Annotated in this window: 19 protein-coding genes, 2 tRNA genes and 1 riboswitch; of the genes, 8 read left to right on the forward strand and 13 right to left on the reverse strand. The window is 34.3% G+C overall.

Features of this window, described 5'->3' with window-relative positions:
* Window positions 1-6: 6 nt before the first annotated feature.
* From CP370_RS01265 to CP370_RS01280, 5 genes are all read right to left on the reverse strand, one after another.
* Window positions 7-1,314 carry a glycosyltransferase family 2 protein gene (locus CP370_RS01265; RefSeq protein WP_012845460.1) on the reverse strand — a complete coding sequence of 436 codons (1,308 nt, stop codon included), beginning with the start codon at window positions 1,312-1,314 and terminating at the stop codon, window positions 7-9.
* Window positions 1,304-1,450 (reverse strand): hypothetical protein, encoded by a 147-nt coding sequence (locus CP370_RS09825; RefSeq protein ID WP_004896191.1) that lies wholly within the window; start codon window positions 1,448-1,450, stop codon window positions 1,304-1,306. Before CP370_RS09825 ends, CP370_RS01265 begins: the two co-directional genes overlap by 11 nt.
* A complete protein-coding gene (locus CP370_RS01270) occupies window positions 1,447-2,307 on the reverse strand; it encodes a hypothetical protein (protein WP_087713397.1) in 861 nt (286 codons plus the stop codon). Before CP370_RS01270 ends, CP370_RS09825 begins: the two co-directional genes overlap by 4 nt.
* Before the next feature lie 183 nt (window positions 2,308-2,490).
* A complete protein-coding gene (locus tag CP370_RS01275) occupies window positions 2,491-2,631 on the reverse strand; it encodes a hypothetical protein (RefSeq protein ID WP_003649666.1) in 141 nt (46 codons plus the stop codon).
* A 78-nt stretch (window positions 2,632-2,709) separates the two neighbouring features.
* Entirely contained in the window at window positions 2,710-3,120 is a 411-nt protein-coding gene (locus CP370_RS01280) for an iron-sulfur cluster biosynthesis family protein (protein ID WP_087713398.1), read from the reverse strand.
* 176 nt (window positions 3,121-3,296) lie between these two features.
* Between CP370_RS01280 and CP370_RS01285 the strand changes: the two genes are divergently transcribed.
* From CP370_RS01285 to htpX, 3 genes are all read left to right on the forward strand, one after another.
* Window positions 3,297-4,403 (forward strand): SLC13 family permease, encoded by a 1,107-nt coding sequence (locus CP370_RS01285; RefSeq protein WP_087713399.1) that lies wholly within the window; start codon window positions 3,297-3,299, stop codon window positions 4,401-4,403.
* Between the two features lie 116 nt (window positions 4,404-4,519).
* Window positions 4,520-5,077 (forward strand): LemA family protein, encoded by a 558-nt coding sequence (locus tag CP370_RS01290; protein WP_012845456.1) that lies wholly within the window; start codon window positions 4,520-4,522, stop codon window positions 5,075-5,077.
* Between the two features lie 8 nt (window positions 5,078-5,085).
* Window positions 5,086-5,976 (forward strand): zinc metalloprotease HtpX, encoded by an 891-nt coding sequence (htpX, locus tag CP370_RS01295; RefSeq protein WP_087713400.1) that lies wholly within the window; start codon window positions 5,086-5,088, stop codon window positions 5,974-5,976.
* Between the two features lie 34 nt (window positions 5,977-6,010).
* Here htpX and CP370_RS01300 read toward each other — a convergent pair whose 3' ends face one another.
* The gene (locus CP370_RS01300; RefSeq protein WP_087713401.1) at window positions 6,011-6,937 is read right to left on the reverse strand and encodes an AraC family transcriptional regulator; all 927 of its coding nucleotides are present in this window, start codon (window positions 6,935-6,937) and stop codon (window positions 6,011-6,013) included.
* 95 nt (window positions 6,938-7,032) lie between these two features.
* Window positions 7,033-7,123: riboswitch (TPP riboswitch) on the forward strand.
* Window positions 7,124-7,174: 51 nt separating this feature from the next.
* Here CP370_RS01300 and CP370_RS01305 point away from each other — a divergent pair.
* The 3 genes from CP370_RS01305 to CP370_RS01315 are packed head-to-tail and all read left to right on the forward strand — an operon-like array spanning window position 7,175 to window position 9,724.
* Entirely contained in the window at window positions 7,175-7,738 is a 564-nt protein-coding gene (locus CP370_RS01305; RefSeq protein WP_087284331.1) for an ECF transporter S component, read from the forward strand.
* The gene (locus CP370_RS01310; protein WP_087713402.1) at window positions 7,713-9,059 is read left to right on the forward strand and encodes an ATP-binding cassette domain-containing protein; all 1,347 of its coding nucleotides are present in this window, start codon (window positions 7,713-7,715) and stop codon (window positions 9,057-9,059) included. Before CP370_RS01305 ends, CP370_RS01310 begins: the two co-directional genes overlap by 26 nt.
* Before the next feature lie 11 nt (window positions 9,060-9,070).
* The gene (locus CP370_RS01315; RefSeq protein WP_087713403.1) at window positions 9,071-9,724 is read left to right on the forward strand and encodes an energy-coupling factor transporter transmembrane protein EcfT; all 654 of its coding nucleotides are present in this window, start codon (window positions 9,071-9,073) and stop codon (window positions 9,722-9,724) included.
* Here the strand turns inward: CP370_RS01315 and rlmH are convergent, their stop codons facing one another.
* From rlmH to yycF, 7 genes are all read right to left on the reverse strand, one after another.
* Entirely contained in the window at window positions 9,725-10,204 is a 480-nt protein-coding gene (gene rlmH / locus CP370_RS01320; protein ID WP_004896221.1) for a 23S rRNA (pseudouridine(1915)-N(3))-methyltransferase RlmH, read from the reverse strand.
* Window positions 10,205-10,714: 510 nt separating this feature from the next.
* On the reverse strand, window positions 10,715-11,935 hold the full coding sequence (locus CP370_RS01325; protein ID WP_087284322.1) for a S1C family serine protease: 1,221 nt from the start codon (window positions 11,933-11,935) through the stop codon (window positions 10,715-10,717).
* Between the two features lie 83 nt (window positions 11,936-12,018).
* Window positions 12,019-12,816, reverse strand: a complete 798-nt coding sequence (locus tag CP370_RS01330; RefSeq protein ID WP_012845449.1) for an MBL fold metallo-hydrolase — start codon at window positions 12,814-12,816, stop codon at window positions 12,019-12,021.
* Window positions 12,817-12,821: 5 nt separating this feature from the next.
* The gene (locus CP370_RS01335; protein WP_087713404.1) at window positions 12,822-13,649 is read right to left on the reverse strand and encodes a two-component system regulatory protein YycI; all 828 of its coding nucleotides are present in this window, start codon (window positions 13,647-13,649) and stop codon (window positions 12,822-12,824) included.
* Entirely contained in the window at window positions 13,639-14,967 is a 1,329-nt protein-coding gene (gene yycH / locus CP370_RS01340; RefSeq protein ID WP_087713405.1) for a two-component system activity regulator YycH, read from the reverse strand. Before yycH ends, CP370_RS01335 begins: the two co-directional genes overlap by 11 nt.
* Complete coding sequence (walK, locus tag CP370_RS01345) at window positions 14,957-16,807, reverse strand: cell wall metabolism sensor histidine kinase WalK (RefSeq protein ID WP_087713468.1); 1,851 nt, start codon at window positions 16,805-16,807, stop codon at window positions 14,957-14,959. The genes yycH and walK overlap by 11 nt, the downstream gene beginning before the upstream one ends.
* A gap of 47 nt (window positions 16,808-16,854) precedes the next feature.
* A complete protein-coding gene (gene yycF / locus CP370_RS01350; RefSeq protein WP_004896231.1) occupies window positions 16,855-17,562 on the reverse strand; it encodes a response regulator YycF in 708 nt (235 codons plus the stop codon).
* A 125-nt stretch (window positions 17,563-17,687) separates the two neighbouring features.
* On the opposite strand from yycF, the gene CP370_RS01355 reads away from it, so the two are divergent.
* A tRNA-Lys gene (locus CP370_RS01355) sits at window positions 17,688-17,760 on the forward strand.
* A 136-nt stretch (window positions 17,761-17,896) separates the two neighbouring features.
* Window positions 17,897-17,969 (forward strand) — tRNA-Lys (locus tag CP370_RS01360).
* Window positions 17,970-18,007: the final 38 nt, after the last annotated feature.

Here is an 18,007-nt window from a genome sequence, read left to right on the forward strand (position 1 = left end):
CTATCCCTAATCTGCAAATCTCTTTGTTTTTACCCATTTACTACTGTCTCGCTTAAAAATTTTATCCCCGATAACTGAACAAACTGCTTGGATAGAAATAGCAATAAATAACTGTGAATAGGTAAAATACGAACCCAATGCTAACCAAATTTGATCACTAGTGGCTTGTCCATACTGTGTAGCTAAAGCCAGATTGATTTGAGTTACATATAAAAGAATCATCAGTAACCAATTAATTAATAAAAGTTGCATCAGTAAGAGATTGGAATCCATTGCGAAAATAATTGGTATCTTAGGATTTAAAAATCTTGCTACTACACATCCTAAATCTACGAAGAAGATAATATCGGAAAGAACAACCGCTAAGTTAAACCAAAAGAAAATACAGGTTAAATAAAATGTTTCTAATTTAACCCGCCAATTACTCCTATCAAATAAATGCTTAAAATTATTTATCACAACTTGATAGTTACCTTTTGCCCAGCGCAATCGTTGATAATAATAATCACGTAAGTGCTCAGGCTCTTGTTCAAACGCTTCTGAATTATAAGCCAAAGCAATCAAGTATCCATCTTCCATAATCCGAAAAGAAATCTCTGTATCTTCAGTTAAAGCACCCTGTTGCCAACCACCAATACTTCTTACATACTCGGTATTAATGATGAAATTTGTTCCTGGAATTCGTCCAATTTTAAATAGATTCCAGACCCCAACATGTTGAATACGTTGAGAGACAATAACTTCTTGATTGATACATCTAGTTAAAAAGTTTTGCTTTGCATTACGTGTTTTATTTCTTCCAAAGGTGGCCATGTAGCGACTTGGATTTTCTAAAACTTTTTTAACTAAAAAATATAAGGCATTTTGTTCTGGTAATGCATCTGCATCATAGACACAGATATATTCTCCTTGAGCTATTTCTAAGGCATCATTCAAAACCCCAGCTTTTCCTCCCGAACCCTGTCTTTCAATAATCTGTACGTTTCGATACCTATATTCAGGCATATCAACTGCCTTCCGCATCTCCGCAGCTGTCTTATCTTGACAATTATCCGCATATAAAAGTACTTCTATTTTTGAAGCAGGATAGTTTAAATCAAGGATTCCTTTTGTCGTTTTAGCAATTACAAGCTCTTCATTATGGGCTGGTACTACAATCGTAATCGTAGGGTAGCGTTTTAGGGGGGTAATAAAAACAATCTTTTTACTATGTTTAATCCAAAAACGAATCGCACCATAAAGCGTTACTAGTGACGCTAAAAGAGAAAACCAAATAGATACTAAAGTTGAAAATGCTAAAACATTATTTAACATGATGATTCTTTCCTAAATGAAGGACTGTATGTTCAGTTTGATGATAAATCGTCCAAACACTATAAATCATAGCAAAAAGCGCAATTAAAAATATTAATGTAACTAAAATCGCCAAAATAAAGAAAACGTCTATCATGCTTCTGCTCCCTTTAAATATTCAACAACTAAATCTGTTTCAAGTTTTCGTTTTAAATGTTTAAGAATTGCATCAAGATCTGGGTATAATATCAAATCTTCCTCAACAATATGCTGAGTAGCCATTTTAAATGCTGGGTGATAGTCTTCATATTTTAAAGCTCGAAGTTCTGCTTTTAATTCATCATTCAAAACCATCAAAGTTCCAGGTGCAATTGTATTAGAAATAATTAAAAATTCACCATTTCCCAGGTAATATAAATTCTCATCAACTAATATGCTCTTTTTAAGCACTTTAGCTATTTGTTTCAAAATTTGACTGTGCTCTTCTAAATTGAACTGAGCAAACTGTTGCTCATGCTCCCATTTAATGATGGTAAAGTCACCCCACAAAGGTAAATAGCTTTTCTCTCTTAATATTCTACTTATCTTCTGGTATAGCTTCTGTGCGTTATAGGTCGTTTGCAGTTTTACATTTTGATCGTAGTGGGTAATATAGCGATAAACACTAGCTTCATTTTTCTTATAGATACTCCACCTAAAAATGCATTCTCTCAACTGACTCGCTAGATAGGCTTCTATTGGAAACGAAAGCAATAACATTGTCTTAGCATAAATATCTAATCTCACATAGCCAAGGGTTAAGCCACTGATTCCCAATGCAGTTAAAATTAAAATAAGCCACGTACTAACAATATTTGGCAAAATTAGGCCAACAAGTGCGCCTAATACCAGAAGCATCGCAACTCCCCAAAAAACATTATCTGAAAAATTATCTGCTACTCCTAAAAAAAGAGACGGCAAAATAAGGGCGAAAATTGCTTTTAATTCTAGTCCTTTTATCGAAATGTTATTCATTTTAAAATTTATATCCTACGCTTTATTACTTTGTCCTCTATAAGACAATTTATATAGTAATATAATTTCAAATATAATTTCAAATATAATGAAATGTTATTATATTAATTTCGATTTATATAATGATACAAAAAAGGAGAGACGCTAAATAGCGTCTCTCCTTTTATTGAGTAGTAAATTTAATTACTTGTTTTCGTCTTTAGCAGCTTTGTTTAAGAAAGCAACTACTTCAGCAGCTCTCTTAACACGAGCCTTAGAATTCTTCTTGTTCTTAGGTCTTAAGTTTGGTGTAACACCTGTGTTGTAGTTTTCACCTTTACGCATAGATCTATACTTCCTCTCAAATAAAATTTTCGAAAATCTTTTATTATCATACCACGAAGAAGCACGTCACTTCAATACCTAGCAGATCTTTCCACCTAATTTTTTTATCTCATCTGCAGATAATTTTTCACCTTTAAATTCAGAAATGGTAACTCCGCCATCAATAATCCCTTCATTTGAAGATAAAGATAGAACAGCATCACGAGCGTTAAGGACTAATCCATCCTCTAAAAATGCTAATTCTTTATCAGATGTATACATATTTAAGTCCATATTATTTTTAATTTTAATAGAAAAATCCGGATCCTCATGATCTAATAAAACAAGCTGAAAATTAGCACCGATTGTACAAGTCCCACCTAATTTAGAATAACCATTTGAGCCATCATTTAAGGCTAATAAAACAACTTGTCCCGGTTTAATCTTCTTTTCTAAGGCCTCTTTAGCACCATCTTTTATTTTTAGTTCAATATTTTTTGAATCAAGCATAATCTATTCCTCCTATCTTATCTACTAACTTAAATATAGCACTTCTCTTTCTTCTTCACCTAATAAAATGCTCAAAATAAATATTAATAGGAAAGTTTAATCCGAAAAAAGCGTTGCGAACTTACGCTAAAGAGTTCAGAATAGTAGTGTTGATTTAATTTTAAGAGGGGACATTAATGACCGTCATCAAAAATATTGCTAAAGACCGTATTTTACAAATTACGGTTGTCATAACGATCATAAGCTTATTCTTCGCCCGACCACGGATTGAAGATATTAACTTCCACACACTATACTCAATTTTAGCGATGCTAACTATTATCCAAATTTTTTCTTACTTACACGTTTTGGATGTATTAGCTTATAAGCTCACAGCTAGCGCTAGAAGTACAAGAAGATTAACTGCAATTTTTACAATCTTATCAATTGTATCCGCAATGTTCTTAACTAATGATATAACTGTTTTAACTCTTATACCATTGTATTTAACAATTGCTAAACGCCACAATTTACCTGAAATACTGCCTGTCACCTTAATTGGGATGGGAGCAAATATTGGAGCTGCTTTTACCCCATGGGGTAATCCTCACAATATTTTTGTAGTTAATAGCTATAACGTTTCACCACTTAAATTTTTTAGTTGGTCACTTCCATTATTGCTGGTCAGTTTAATTATCGTTTTATTGTTCATCTTTTTTGTTAAAGATAAACCGATTCCTACAGTACCTTTAGAAGATATTAGGATTAGTGTCAGACCGATGGTTTTGACTATTGCTGTTTCAATTTTCTTCTTCTTTGGTGTTTTTAATATTGTTCCAGCATATGTTCCAGCAATTGTTGCCGTAATTTTGGCTCTTATTATTAATCCTTCAATTATGTTACACGTGGATTATGCTTTACTCTTAACTTTCACATGCTTCTTTATTTTTATTAGTGATATCCAGCAAATACCATTTATCGTTACACTTATTTCAAAGACCATGTTCTCTGAACATTCTGTCTTCTTAACTTCAATCATTTCAAGTCAGTTTATTTCTAATGTTCCTTCAACCATCCTAATTGGTAAATTTACTAATTATGCTGAAGCCTTATTCTTGGGTTCAAATATTGGAGGATTTGGTTCACTTGTTGGATCAATGGCTAACATGCTTGTTTTCAAAAGTTTCGTTGAAAACGGAACAGTATCAAAGCGCAAATTCTTCTGGATATTTTCAGTTCTCGAATTTGCTGGTTTGATTCTTTTGACAATCCTTGGATGGATCGTCTTAGACTTTGTTATTTAGATATCGTAAAAAAGCACAAAACTGTGCTTTTTTTATGTTCTAATTTTCTGTTATTTGGTACAATATTCCTAACATTTTTAGCTTAATATTTATGATATAGAGAAAGGATTCAGTTTATGAGTTTAACCTGGATTATTATCATTATTTTAATTTTATTGGTAGCTATTTATATTGGCATCTATAACGGCTTACAAAAAGCTAAGGTGCATGCCGATGAAGCTTGGAGCCAAATTGATGTTCAATTGAAGCGTCGTAATGACTTAATTCCTAACTTAGTTGAAACAGTTAAGGGTTATGCTAAACACGAAAGCGGCACTTTAGAAAACGTAGTTTCATTAAGAAACCAATTAGTAAACCTTCCAGCTTCTGATCACGAAGAAGCTAATAAACTTTCTAATCAAATTACTGATTCGTTGAAGAGTATTTTTGCTTTAGCTGAAAATTATCCTGACTTAAAAGCCAACCAAAACTTCTTAGCACTCCAAGAAGAACTTACTAACACCGAAAATAAGATTGCCTACTCACGTCAACTTTATAACTCAACAGTTGCTATGTTTAATGAGAAGTTACTAACTTTTCCATCTAACTTAGTAGCTAAGATGCATGGCTTTAAGAAATTGGACTATCTTCAAACACCAACTGAAGAAAAGGCCGTTCCTCAAGTTAAATTTTAGGTTAATTAATGCTCTATCAACAAATAGCACGCAATAAGCGTAAAACAGCATTTTTGCTTGTTATATTCGTTATTATTCTAGCTCTTGTTGGTGGTGGGTTAGGATACTTAATTAATGGCGAACCTTTTTCCGGAATCGCCATTGCTCTTATTGGTAGTTTAATTTATCTTTTTATTATTCTTCAAAATCCTGGAAACCTAGTGATGAGCATGAATCACGGCCGAGAGATTCATGAAGAAGATGATCCAGAACTTTGGCACATTGTTGAAGATATGGCTCTGGCTGGACAAGTTCCGATGCCAAGAGTCTTTATTATTGATGATCCGAGCCCGAATGCTTTTGCGACTGGACGAGATCCTAAGCATAGCTACGTTGCCGTTACAACTGGCTTACGAGAACGATTAAATAGAAGTGAGTTAGAGGGCGTTTTAGGCCATGAAATTTCTCATATTAGAAATTATGATATCTTAATTTCAACTATTGGCGTTGCACTAGCGGCAGTAATTTCTTTTATTTCTAACTTCGCTTCTCGCATTTGGTGGTGGGGCGGTAATTCAGACCGCGATGACCGAGACTCAAGTCCTTTAGAAGCAATTTTTAAGGTAGTAGCAATTGTTTTTACCTTAATTTTAGGTCCACTTGCTGCAGGGCTTGCCCAAATGGCTCTGTCTCGTAATCGAGAATACCTGGCTGATGCGGGCTCAGTAGAACTTACTAGAAATCCACAAGGCCTAATTTCAGCCCTAGAGAAGATTTCTAACAGTGAGCCAATGAAAGATCCAGATCCATCAAGTGCTGGGCTCTACATTGAAAATCCACTTCATAATCGTGGGTTAAGCTCACTCTTTGATACTCACCCGCCTACTGCGGATCGAATTAAGAGATTAAAAAATATGTAATAAAAGGGATGCAATTGCATCCCTTTTTATATACCTATTTCAAATTAATATGAGCTTCTCTAAATAATCTCTTTCTCATTTCTGCTGGCGTCATCCCATAATAATGCTTAAATTTTTTATAGAAAAATGACTTACTTGAATAACCAATAGTTTCAATTATGTCTTTTAACGATACATTTGGCTTAGCGAGTAATCTTCTAGCCTCTCTCATGCGCCTATCGTCAACATGTTCCACAAAACTCTTACCAGTTTTTTCTTTTACCATTGTAGAGAAGTAATTTCGATTAAAACCAAAATATTCAGCCGCTTCTGCTAGCGTAATGTCATTATAGTGCTGGTCAATGTACTGATCTAACGTCTCATCCTTAAACTTATTTTCTCTTTTTTCACTCAATTTAAAGTTCTGCTCACGTAAATTGCGCAAAATCACTACTTTAAGTAACTCTAATCCGATTGTGCTATTAAATGCCGCATGATTAAGATCATCTTGCACTATCTCTCTGATACTTTGGCTACTCCACATTACTGACGTCGTTGTAAATAAAAAGGCTTTATCCTGAGATAAATTCTTTAAAAATAGGGTGCTTAGTTTCTCTTCAGTGGGAGTATCAATTGTTACGTTTTCTATTTGCTCATCCCATGAAAAATCGCTACTCAGCTTAAATTTTATAATTACTGTATTCTTGTCACTAAGCTTGATTGCATAAGCGCTATCTTTTTCAATTAATAAGATGTTTCCACTTGTTAAATAAAAGCTTTGCGTTCCTATCTTTACCTCGCATTTACCAGTAAGACAATATAGCACTTGATTGCTTCCGGACTGATATTCAATAAAGTCATAATGCATTCCCTCTAAATAAAGACGGTAGGACAAAAAATTCTGGGTTCGAAGCTCTACTTCACTAGCTTGATTATTTTGCATTAAACTTAATAAATAATTTTTTAATGTCGCTGTTGCCATCTCAATCAGTCCCCTTTGATTCTATTCTGTTTTAATTATAACCTTTTTATTATTTTTAATTGTCTTTTAGTCTTATTAAGCGTAAGCTTAAACTGTAAATACATCTGGGGTGCCTATCGGGCTGAGAATATACCCATTGAACCTGTTTGATTAATATCAGCGTAGGGAAAATGACTATTTTTAGACTTTTATTTAAGTCACCTCTTTGAGGTGGCTTTTTATTTTTTGGAGGAAAAAATGAAAAAATTACATGTAAGAGATATCATCTTAATTGCCTTAATTGCTATTATTTTTGGTTTTATTTATTTAGCTAGTGACGGCCTCTATAATGCTCTAACCGCTCTCCTAACTCCAATTGGCTATGGGATGTTAGCAAATGATATTATGATGGGAATCTGGTGTATGGCAGGACCATTAGCCGGCTTTCTTGTTCGCATTCCTGGCTCTGCTTTCTTAGGAGAGTTCTTAGGTTCCTGCGTTGAATTGATTGCCGGAGAACAGTGGGGAGCTGTTAATTTAATTTCTGGTGCTGTTCAAGGGCTAGGTAGTGAATTAGGTTTTACCTTTACTAGCTACCGTCGATACGATTGGTTTACTCTTTTCTTATCTGCTACAACCACGACTATTGTCACTTATTTGTACGATTTCATAAAAAACGGCTATAGCTTTTTTTCAACCTTTAATATGATTCTCTACTTTGTAGTTCGCTGGATCTCCATGCTCCTATTTACCTGTGTATTAGTAAAATTAATCGTAAACCTTCTAGAAAAAGCCCATGTCATCCAAACAAATCAAAATTAACCAACTTTCCTTTCAATACCAATACAAATTAATTTTTAAGAATTTAGATTTTACTATTAACCAAGGCGATTTTGCCTTATTAACTGGTCCAAGTGGCAGCGGAAAATCTACCCTTTTAAAATTAGTTGCTGGTCTTGAACCTACTTCTAACAGCAAAATTACTACTGGCTCTTTAAATCAGCCATTTACTAATTGGGGGATGGTCTTTCAAGACCCTAATCGTCAATTCACGATGGCAACTCCAAGAGCAGAATTAATTTTTGCTTTAGAAAATAAACTAATTGATCGAGTTACTGCTCAAAAGATTATCGATGAAGTTAGCCATAAAACGAATATTTCGCATTTGTTAGACTGTCCCTTCCTTCATCTCTCAGGCGGTGAAAAGCAGCGTGTAGCCTTAGCCGTCTTAATTGCAATGCAAAGTGACCTCTTCTTATTAGATGAGCCATTTGCTAATTGCGACTCTCATAATCGAAATTTTCTGCTTAACTGTTTAGATTCACTCCATCAAGAAGGTAAAACGATTTTGATTAGTGATCATAACTTTGCTAATTATGAAAAAATTGATCCCAAAGTTTTTGCTATCAAAAATCAAAGAATTCAAACTACTCCTCTACCTTCTCAAGAAGAAGTAGTAACCAATTTTTCTCTTCCTCATACAAATCAAGAATCAGTATATTCTTTTAATTCTTTTTCCCTATCATTCCCAGAAAAAGAGTTACTTTCTTCAACTAATTTAAAAATCTATTCTGGAAAAGCAACCCTCCTAACTGGAGAGAATGGTAGTGGTAAAACTTCTTTATTTAAGGCCTTAAGCAAGGTTATTACTTATCAGGGAGAACTACTCTTTAAAGATAAAGAGGTTAAAAAATGGCGTCGCCGGCCTTATTTGTCAAAAGTAGGACAAATTTTTCAAAATCCAGACGATCAATTCTTAAATGTTACGGTAAAAGAAGAATTAGATTTTAGCTTAAAATACAATCAAAATCCTTCTCTCAATGAGTCTAAGCTTCAGTCTATCCTAACTAAACTCAATTTAGAAAATATGGATGAACAAGTTGTTTATTCTCTCTCTGGTGGTCAAAAAAGGAAGCTTCAAATTCTCGTCATGTTAATGGCCTATCCGGACGTTTTATTACTAGATGAACCATTTAGTGGTTTAGATCAAAAAAGCGTCTCAGAAGTCATTTTTTTACTAAAGAACTACTTCTTAGATGAAAAGCATAGCTTAATCGTAATTAGTCACCAGCTCGATCAGATTCAAAATCTATGTGACTATCATCTTGTTTTAAAAGGCCAACAACTTTTCTACGCTAAATAGAGGTAAATAAAATGAATCCCGGACTAAAATTATTTTTAATCTTAATTATTTCTCTGGAAATATCACTTGTGCCTAATTTAGGAGCAAACCTCATTATCATTGGGGCTTGCCTTCTCTATCTTCTGTTTAAGCACATTAACCTTAAGAAGCTGTTTTTATTATTTATCATTCCTTTATTCGCAGCTTCCGTAGTTTTTATTACAATTTACTACTTCACTCCTAGCCGTAGTCTTTATAAAGCTTGTGTCTTATTTACGAGAATTTACGCCTATGTCTTTTTAGGAGCCGCTTTCACTGAAACGACTTCTTTTCTTGCTCTAGCTCGTTCACTAGAACAAAATTTTAAATTACCTAGTAAGTTTGCTTATGGAACTCTAGCTGCCTTTAATGTTATTCCCAAAATTCATGCCGAAGTAAATAGAATCCGCCTAGTTGGGGATATGAGACACTACCACTTATCTTTCTACTCACCGGCCTTATATTTTAAAGCAATTTTAGCCGCAATTTCTTGGTCTAATAGTTTAGCTGATGGAATGATTTCACATGGCTATCGTGAAGGCAAAGAAAGGAGTGTAATTGTTCCGATCGCCTTAACAAAAAAAGATTGGCTTATTTTTAGTAGCATCATAGTACTACTTCAACCAATCTTGTTTCTTCTCAAATAATTATTTATGGTATGGACTGCCGCTATTAATCATAAATGCACGGTAAATTTGTTCAATTAAAACCAAGCGCATTAATTGATGAGGCATTGTAAATTTACCAAAACTGATTAAATCATCTGCTCGCTTATTTACCGCGTCACTTGTACCGAGACTTCCTCCAATAACAAAGGTAATGTCAGAATGCCCATAAGTAGTTAAATTCGATAGCTCTTTCGCAAAAGCCTCGCTAGTTCTTTCTTTCCCCTTAATCGCAGTTACATAAACATATTCTTTATCTTTTATCTTATCTAAAATTCTTTTTCCCTCGATTTCTTTGACCTGTTCCATTTCAGCAGGACTTAGTTTTTCGGGGGCTTTTTCATCTGGAACTTGAACTATTTTTACTTTTGCAAAACGACTCATTCTCTTTACATATTCTGCAATTCCATCTTTAAAGTACTTTTCCTTTAATTTCCCTACACAGACAATTTTTATATTCATGCTAATTTATCCCTTTCACACATCTAGATTTTTATTTTATCCCCTAATTGACATAGCATCCACATGAGTTTTCCCCTGGTTGTGGATTACTAAAAACTATATTTAGTGGTTCTCTCAATTACTTCTCAACAAATTGTGGTTTATAAAAAAGTGGATAACTTTTTTACAAAATTTATTCCACATTTTTATAAATTTGATTAATTTTCCAAACTTTTCCCTCTATCCCTTACAGACTAGGCTTGAACAGCCGTTCAACTTTTATAAAATCAGGACTTTATTTACACATAATTCACAAGTTTTCCACATTTTTATTTTTATTATCGCCAACTTATGCACAATCCACAGAGTTTTCCACATTTTCCCACAATCCATTCGATAATTCTAAGATCTTGACAATTTTAAAATGCGAACTTTATTAGGTTTCACACTTTAAATATTAAGAAAAAGCTATGATTACCGCTTACAAATCGTATAGTCATAGCTTTTTTATCTCTATTTAATAATACTCAATTAACTTAAGGTAACTTTGATGTACTGTGATTTTCCATCTCTAACCACCTGAAGGGTTACTGTATCGCCAATCTTATGTGCATAAAGAGCTGTATGTAGTGAAACAACGCTATCCACATCTTTGCCATCAATCTTAGTAATTACATCACGAGCCTTGATACCAGCCTTCTCTGCGCTACCATTCTTGGTCACACTAGCAACATAGACACCAGACTTAACACTGTCAGGCAAACCAAGTTTCTTGCGGCCATATTCTGTTAATTCATCAACGGATACAATTCTTACGCCTAATTTAGGACGCGTAATTTTACCATTCTTAACCAATTGATTAATAATTGAAACAACTTCATCACTAGGAATTGCAAAGCCCATTCCTTCAACGGCAGTCCCATCACTAGAAGAGGACAATTTCATTGAGTTAATACCAATTACTTGACCAGACATATTAACTAATGGACCACCTGAATTACCAGGGTTAATAGCTGCATCAGTCTGAATAACGGTTGCCTGGTTAATTACTTGGCCAGATGAATTAGTTACATCTACTGTTCTATTCTTAGCAGAAATAATACCTTGGGTTACACTAGTTGCATATTCGCTCCCAAGTGGAGAACCAACAGCAATTACTTGTTGACCTGGCTCTAAGTTCTTAGAAGAGCCAAATTGGGCAGTTTGAGTAACATATTTACCATCAATAGTTAAGACGGCCAAGTCTGTTTCTGCATCAGTTCCGACTTTTTTAGCCGTTACCTTTTTACCATCACTTAAAATAACTTGGATTTCATCACTTCCAGAAACCACGTGATTATTGGTTACAATGTAGCCTTTACCATTAGATTTCATGTAAATAACTCCAGAACCTTCACTGTAAGTTTCTAAATCTGATTTAGAATTCTTCTTTGAAGAACTGGAACTATCAGACCCAAAAATACCAAATGGATCACTAGTTGAAGAAGAACTTTGTCTCTTCAAGTTTACAACAGAAACAACAGAATTCTTTACCGTATTAAAGGCATTAGTCATTTGACTGCTGTTCTTACTGTTAGACTTCTCAACCTTAGCTGTTGGCGCAACAGTTGTTTGTGGAGCATTCTGTCCGTTAATTTGAGACAAACCTGCATAAGCTACTCCACCACCGAGTAATCCTGCAACCACTCCTATAATACCAGTTTTAATTAGAGCATTATGCTTATTAGAGTTCTTAGTATTATTTTCTGCCATAAAAATTCTCCTTTTCTATTCACTCTAGCCTAATCACAAATTTTGAATTTTTTATGAATTCAAGTCAAATTATTTGCTAAAAATTATATTTCTGTGAGTGATCCGGCTTCTAGTGGATTGGTATCAATAATTTTAACATCTGCGGGCAGATTTGCATCCCCCGCAACCAATAAATCATGTGCAGTCTCATGAGCTAAATACTGAGTATTATTATGTTGACTACGGTGGGCCAAAAAGATGTTTTTAGTTTTTGGAGAAACAACATCAAGTAGCGTATCAGCTGCCTGATCATTTGAAAGATGCCCAACATCCGACATAATTCGATGCTTTAAAGACCAAGAATACGGTCCATTTCTAAGCATCATATCATCATAATTAAACTCCATTAAATAGCCATCTGCATCCTTAATTTCGCCTTTAACAGTGCTTGAAACATATCCTGTATCTGTTAAACAAGCAAATCTTTTGCCGCCACTGCTAAAAACATAATATTGGGGTTCAGCTGCATCATGACTAGTAGCAAAACTAGTCACATCTAAGTCACCAAAAGTTTTCGTTACCCCAGATTCAAAAGTATTGATCTGTTCAACAGGTAAGTTACCGATTTTCTTACTTTCAATTAAATAATTCCAGGTACCTGAATTTGCATAAGCTGAAATTTGTGGATACCGTCTCATTAAGACTCCTAAACCTCCTGAATGATCGGTATGGTCATGACTAATAAAAATCATATCAATATCTTTAATATCAACCCCGACTTGAGCTAGTAAGTCCTTGGTCTTTTTTCCAGATAAACCTGCATCCATCAAAATTTTGTGTTGCTCAGTTTCTATTAAAGTAGAATTACCTGTTGATCCGCTTGATAAAACTGATACTTTCACATTTTTCACTCCTTAGAATCATCAGTCGTAACATTATTTTGAATAATTGTTCCTGTAAATGCATTTACCCGCTTCAAAGTAACTGTCTTAGAAGTATTATTTTCAATTGCTGCTAACCAAGTTGGAATATAAATAGTATTTCCCTTAACTGTTAATAATTTAGTATAAACTTGCTTCAACAAGATAACCTTAGAATTATTTGGTAATTCACTGTAAGTATATAACGAGTCAACCGCTGCTTTTGAACTAATTGTATTTTGTCGCTCACGAACAGGATTTAAGTCATCAACATAGCTTTGGGAATAAGAGACAATTTGATTATCTTTTACAATAATATGAAGCCGAGCTGTTGCAGCAAAGAATTCTCCATATTTATTTTTTTGGTTAAAAATATAATCGTCCCCCTCAGATAATTCTGAAAGGTAAGCATAATTTTTACCTTGATATACATTTTGGCTGTCATCCTTAAAACGCATAATTTGTCTCAGGGCTTCTTTTTTATTTTTAGATAAAGTAATTGGTTTATCTAAATGAACATAAATAAGATTTTCACTTGAATTATTTTCTACTTGTCCCTTTACCTGCTGAGTAGCTTTTTTGATCCAAGAATTATCAGTCTTGGCAGCCAAATAATATCCATCTTCTTGTTTATCGTTAACCTTTGGAATAGTAATTTGATCAGCACTTGTTTCGCTCTTAATATCAGTCTGAGTCTGAGTCGGAGTAGAACCAGCAGATAAGAGAGTTGGCGTTTGCCATAATTCAATTCCCAAAAAGATATTAATTCCGATAAATACAATTAAAAATATCCATTCAATTCTTTTAAAGTCCATCTACTAGTCCCTCCTTTCCTGTATTGTCTAATTGATTATTTGTATTAAGCCACCCATCTAAGGTCTTCCACTGCTTATTAATCTTTACATAGTAAGCAGGCTCTAAATCTACTAGTTTCTTATTTTTACTGTTAGAAGATTTAGCCGTATAGCCAATAATAATTCTTTCGATATCTTTTCGGTGATATCCCTTTTGGTATAACTCATCCATGGCTACAATAGTTGGAATTAAAGTTTTCTTTTCCCCACTAGTTGGAATTGGAATCTGTAAGTCTAAACTATTGAAGTTAATCGTCATCCCATTAGATGCAAATTTCACCTGTGCTCGCATCTTATATTTTCCTGGTAAAAAGATTGGATATTCTTCGACATAATTTTGATAAATAACTGTATTATCATCCGCATCAAAGAATTTTAAATCTGGTTCTGATAAACCAATCTTTCGCACAAAATACAAACTATCATTTAATTTACGACTAATTATCTTAGGAATTTGATCTTGTTGATAATCAGTATATTCATAGTTATGAGTATGTTTAGCAGCAATTAAACGCTCATATACTCCATTAGAGTATGTAATCGTATCGCCATTACTATGCTGGGTAGGATTGTTTGATCCTAACAAACGATAAACAAAATATGAATCAGATTCCTCATTAGTTAAGTAGCTATAAACTGGTAAGCTTATATTTTTTTCATAGAAAGGTAAATAGTCATCATGCACCTTTTCAAGAGTGACTGGCATTTGAGTTTGAGCGTTTCTAATATGCTCAATTAGGGTCTTAAATGAAACATCGTTTAAACGAACACGATAGATTGTATGGTCCTCATCATTACCTAAATAAATGTAGTCACTAGAAGTCGTTGAGACAAAAAAGCGATTAAATTTCCGACTATCAGTTTTTCTTACATTAGTTAAAAATAATGAGATCGTTATCTGATCTGGGTATGTTAGCTGAATATAGTTTGGATTTCTCAACATTTTTTCATACTTAGTTTGACTAGACCAGATTCGGATTGGCAAAAGCGGTCTTAAAGACTGAGTTAATTTAGAAAACTCCAAAGGTAAATTATTCTTTGTATCATAGACTTGATACATCTGTTTATTTTTAAAATAAAAAGTTTGCGTTGGTAGATAGATATCTCTTAAAGAACGTTGACCCAGATCCTTAGTTTGCGTTTGATTAGATGTTTCTTCAATTCTAGAAAATCGAGCATCTGATCCCCAAATGACAGCCGATAGAATAATTGATAAGACAACCATTGCAATTAAGCTAACACGCAGTGCCACTTTAGAAACTTTATCTTTAAACCTCATCCCAGTTTTCTCCTTCCTCACTAATTGCTTCATATGGCAAAGAAATGTAGAAAGTTGATCCGGAACCTTCAGCACTATCTGCCCAAATCCGGCCATGGTGTGCTTCTACTATCTCTTTAGAAATAGCTAATCCTAGTCCAGTTCCACCTTGCTTACGAGAACGAGCCTTATCAACACGGTAAAATCTATCGAAAATCTTATTTAAGTCTTTTCTTGGAATTCCCAATCCTTGGTCAGAAATACTTAAGATGACATGCTTTTGGGCTTGAAGAAGGCGAACTGTTATAACGCCCCCATCAGGTGAATACTTAATCGCATTGTTCATAATATTATCGATTACTTGCATCATCTTATCAGTATCAATTTCTACCCATAAAGCTTGATGAGGAAATTCACGCTTGATTGAATACTTCTTTTTATGCGTTTTATCTGTATCAGACTTCAGCATCATATCAAAACGGTTTAGAACATGGTTAACAAAGTCATTTAAGTTTACCCACTCTAAGTCCATTTTGGCTACACCACGATCCATTCTTGATAAGCTAAGGAGATCATTAATCATCCTAATCATTCGTTCAGTTTCATCTTGGATAACATGTAAAAATTGCGGTGCAATATTTGGATCCTTCCATGCACCATCATTTAAGGCTTCAACATAGGCTCTTAAGCTTGTTAATGGGGTCCTAAGTTCATGTGAAACGTTAGACACAAATTGCTGTTGTTCCCGTTCATTTTTTTGCTGTTGCGTAATATCATGCAAAACACAAACTAGACCTGAAACAAAGCCAGTTACACGCTGAATCAAAGAAAAGTTAGCATGTAAAATCATTTCATCTCTTGTATTGTCATTTACCCGCACAACTAATTCTTGTTGCGTACTTAAAAGATCTTGAATTGTAACATCTTTTAAGCCAAGCAAATTAGTAATCGGTTTTCCAATAACATCTTTTTCAGTTTTGCCTAAAAAGTCTAAGGCAGTTTCATTAATGATAGTAATATTTCCGTGACGATCAGTCGCAATAACCCCATCTGTCATATGGGTCAAAACATTATCTAACCGTCTTCGCTCACTATCAGAAATCTCTTGAGTTCTCTCAATTCGTACCGACAAAGTGTTAAATGCTTCAGCCAATTGCCCTAGCTCATCTTGTGCGTAAACTCGGACGTGTCCCGAATAATCTCCATTTGCGACCCGTAAAGCTTGCTTACGCATTTCTTCAATCGGCCGAGTTATGGCCCGGGAAATTACCAAAGCAACTATCGCACCTAAGACAGCCGCAATTAGCGAGGCAATCAAAAAGTAAATAGAAACTTGCCGCAAATTGTTGAATACACCCTGTAAACTTGCTCTTACATAAATAGCTCCCACAGGTGTATTAGTTCCATTAGCAGACGTCAATGGCGAAATTTGCACCATATAGTTTCCATTATCATTAATTACCTTAGAAACTTGTTTTCCATTTGAAAGCACACTTTTTATATCCGCATTACTAGTCCGCTGGCCAATTCGATTCTGATCATTAACATTTGAAACAGCTCGGATCACGCCTTTATTATCTACTACCATTAATTGACTAATATCGCCAAGATTATAATTTGAAATAATCTGGCTTAGTTGTTGATTTGCACTCTTACTATTTGCCCTACTCAATTGACTAGCAATTTGGTTAGTAATAATGTTTGGTACTTGAATTGAAGACTCAAAATTCTGAATTGAATTTTGTTCAAGTTGTCTAGTAAAAGATGCTCCAACTACTTCAATCGTTGCTAGTAATAACAACATAAAAATGATTGCGATTTTAAAATTAATAGAATTTAATACACTTTTTATTTTCTTCATTGGTCCTAATTGCAAAAAAAAGCCACTATCACTAGTGACTTTGATCCTTATTCATCTGATGGGTTTTTAACGTAATATCCTACTCCACGTCTGGTAACTAAAATTGTTGGTGAACTTGGATTGTCTTCGATCTTTTCCCGCAAGCGTCGAACAGTTACATCCACAGTTCTAACATCTCCAAAATAGTCATAGCCCCAAACGGTTTGTAATAAATGTTCTCTAGTCATTACTTGTCCCATATGCTGTGCTAAATAATGAAGTAATTCAAATTCACGATGCGTTAATTCAATTTTTTCACCATTTTTTTCAACCATATAAGCTTCCGGCATAATCACAAGATTGCCAATGGTAATATTCTTATCTTCATCATCTTCAGTAGCTTTTTGGGTCAAGTCACGTCTACGCAAGTTTGCCTTTACTCTAGCAACTAATTCACGGTTAGAAAAAGGCTTGGTAACATAATCATCTGCTCCCATTTCAAGACCTAATACCTTGTCAATTTCAGTGTCTTTAGCTGTTACCATAATAATTGGCATATCATGAGTTTGGCGTACTTCACGCGCAACCTCTAAGCCGTCTTTTTTTGGTAACATCAAGTCAAGAATCATTAAATCGGGATCATATTCCTCAACTTTTTTAACAGCTTCTTCGCCGTCATATGCAGTGTCGACATCAAAGCCTTCCTTAGTCAGATTAAATTTAATAATGTCAGAAATTGGTTTTTCATCGTCAACGACTAAAATCTTCTTTGGCATACTGATGCCTCCTCAATATTAATAACTCTATTATACTGTTTTCCCCACTTTTTTTAAACTTATGCAAAAAAAAGCTTGCACTTTCTTTACTTTACTGGCATAATACTATTTGTTGGTTATCCAATGGGTGGTTAGCTCAGCTGGCAGAGCAACGGACTCTTAATCCGTGGGTCCAGGGTTCGATCCCCTGACCACCCATATTTTTGAAAGGCATCGCATCTGCGGTGTCTTTTTTGTTTCTAATTTTCTTCAATTTAATTTATATCAATTTTATCAAAAAAGTTCTTGCATTTTTATTTTTTTTTGGCATAATAGTATTTGTTGGTTATCCAATGGGTGGTTAGCTCAGCTGGCAGAGCAACGGACTCTTAATCCGTGGGTCCAGGGTTCGATCCCCTGACCACCCATATTTTTGAAAGACATCGCATTTGCGGTGTCTTTTTTT

Origin of the sequence: Lactobacillus sp. UMNPBX19, from assembly GCF_002553805.1 — a bacterium.
Lineage (GTDB): Bacteria > Bacillota > Bacilli > Lactobacillales > Lactobacillaceae > Lactobacillus.

Excerpts from the sequence above, each read along its gene's own strand:
- yycF (WP_004896231.1), bottom strand. The coding sequence starts at position 17,562 with ATGCCAAAGAAGATTTTAGTCGTTGACGATGAAAAACCAATTTCTGAC.
- CP370_RS01285 (WP_087713399.1), top strand. The coding sequence starts at position 3,297 with ATGACCGTCATCAAAAATATTGCTAAAGACCGTATTTTACAAATTACG.
- CP370_RS01325 (WP_087284322.1), bottom strand. The coding sequence starts at position 11,935 with ATGGCAGAAAATAATACTAAGAACTCTAATAAGCATAATGCTCTAATT.
- CP370_RS01270 (WP_087713397.1), bottom strand. The coding sequence starts at position 2,307 with ATGAATAACATTTCGATAAAAGGACTAGAATTAAAAGCAATTTTCGCC.
- CP370_RS09825 (WP_004896191.1), bottom strand. The coding sequence starts at position 1,450 with ATGATAGACGTTTTCTTTATTTTGGCGATTTTAGTTACATTAATATTT.
- htpX (WP_087713400.1), top strand. The coding sequence starts at position 5,086 with ATGCTCTATCAACAAATAGCACGCAATAAGCGTAAAACAGCATTTTTG.
- CP370_RS01310 (WP_087713402.1), top strand. The coding sequence starts at position 7,713 with ATGTCATCCAAACAAATCAAAATTAACCAACTTTCCTTTCAATACCAA.
- CP370_RS01275 (WP_003649666.1), bottom strand. The coding sequence starts at position 2,631 with ATGCGTAAAGGTGAAAACTACAACACAGGTGTTACACCAAACTTAAGA.
- rlmH (WP_004896221.1), bottom strand. The coding sequence starts at position 10,204 with ATGAATATAAAAATTGTCTGTGTAGGGAAATTAAAGGAAAAGTACTTT.
- CP370_RS01305 (WP_087284331.1), top strand. The coding sequence starts at position 7,175 with ATGAAAAAATTACATGTAAGAGATATCATCTTAATTGCCTTAATTGCT.
- yycH (WP_087713405.1), bottom strand. The coding sequence starts at position 14,967 with ATGAGGTTTAAAGATAAAGTTTCTAAAGTGGCACTGCGTGTTAGCTTA.
- CP370_RS01315 (WP_087713403.1), top strand. The coding sequence starts at position 9,071 with ATGAATCCCGGACTAAAATTATTTTTAATCTTAATTATTTCTCTGGAA.
- CP370_RS01280 (WP_087713398.1), bottom strand. The coding sequence starts at position 3,120 with ATGCTTGATTCAAAAAATATTGAACTAAAAATAAAAGATGGTGCTAAA.
- CP370_RS01335 (WP_087713404.1), bottom strand. The coding sequence starts at position 13,649 with ATGGACTTTAAAAGAATTGAATGGATATTTTTAATTGTATTTATCGGA.
- CP370_RS01265 (WP_012845460.1), bottom strand. The coding sequence starts at position 1,314 with ATGTTAAATAATGTTTTAGCATTTTCAACTTTAGTATCTATTTGGTTT.
- walK (WP_087713468.1), bottom strand. The coding sequence starts at position 16,807 with ATGAAGAAAATAAAAAGTGTATTAAATTCTATTAATTTTAAAATCGCA.
- CP370_RS01300 (WP_087713401.1), bottom strand. The coding sequence starts at position 6,937 with ATGGCAACAGCGACATTAAAAAATTATTTATTAAGTTTAATGCAAAAT.
- CP370_RS01290 (WP_012845456.1), top strand. The coding sequence starts at position 4,520 with ATGAGTTTAACCTGGATTATTATCATTATTTTAATTTTATTGGTAGCT.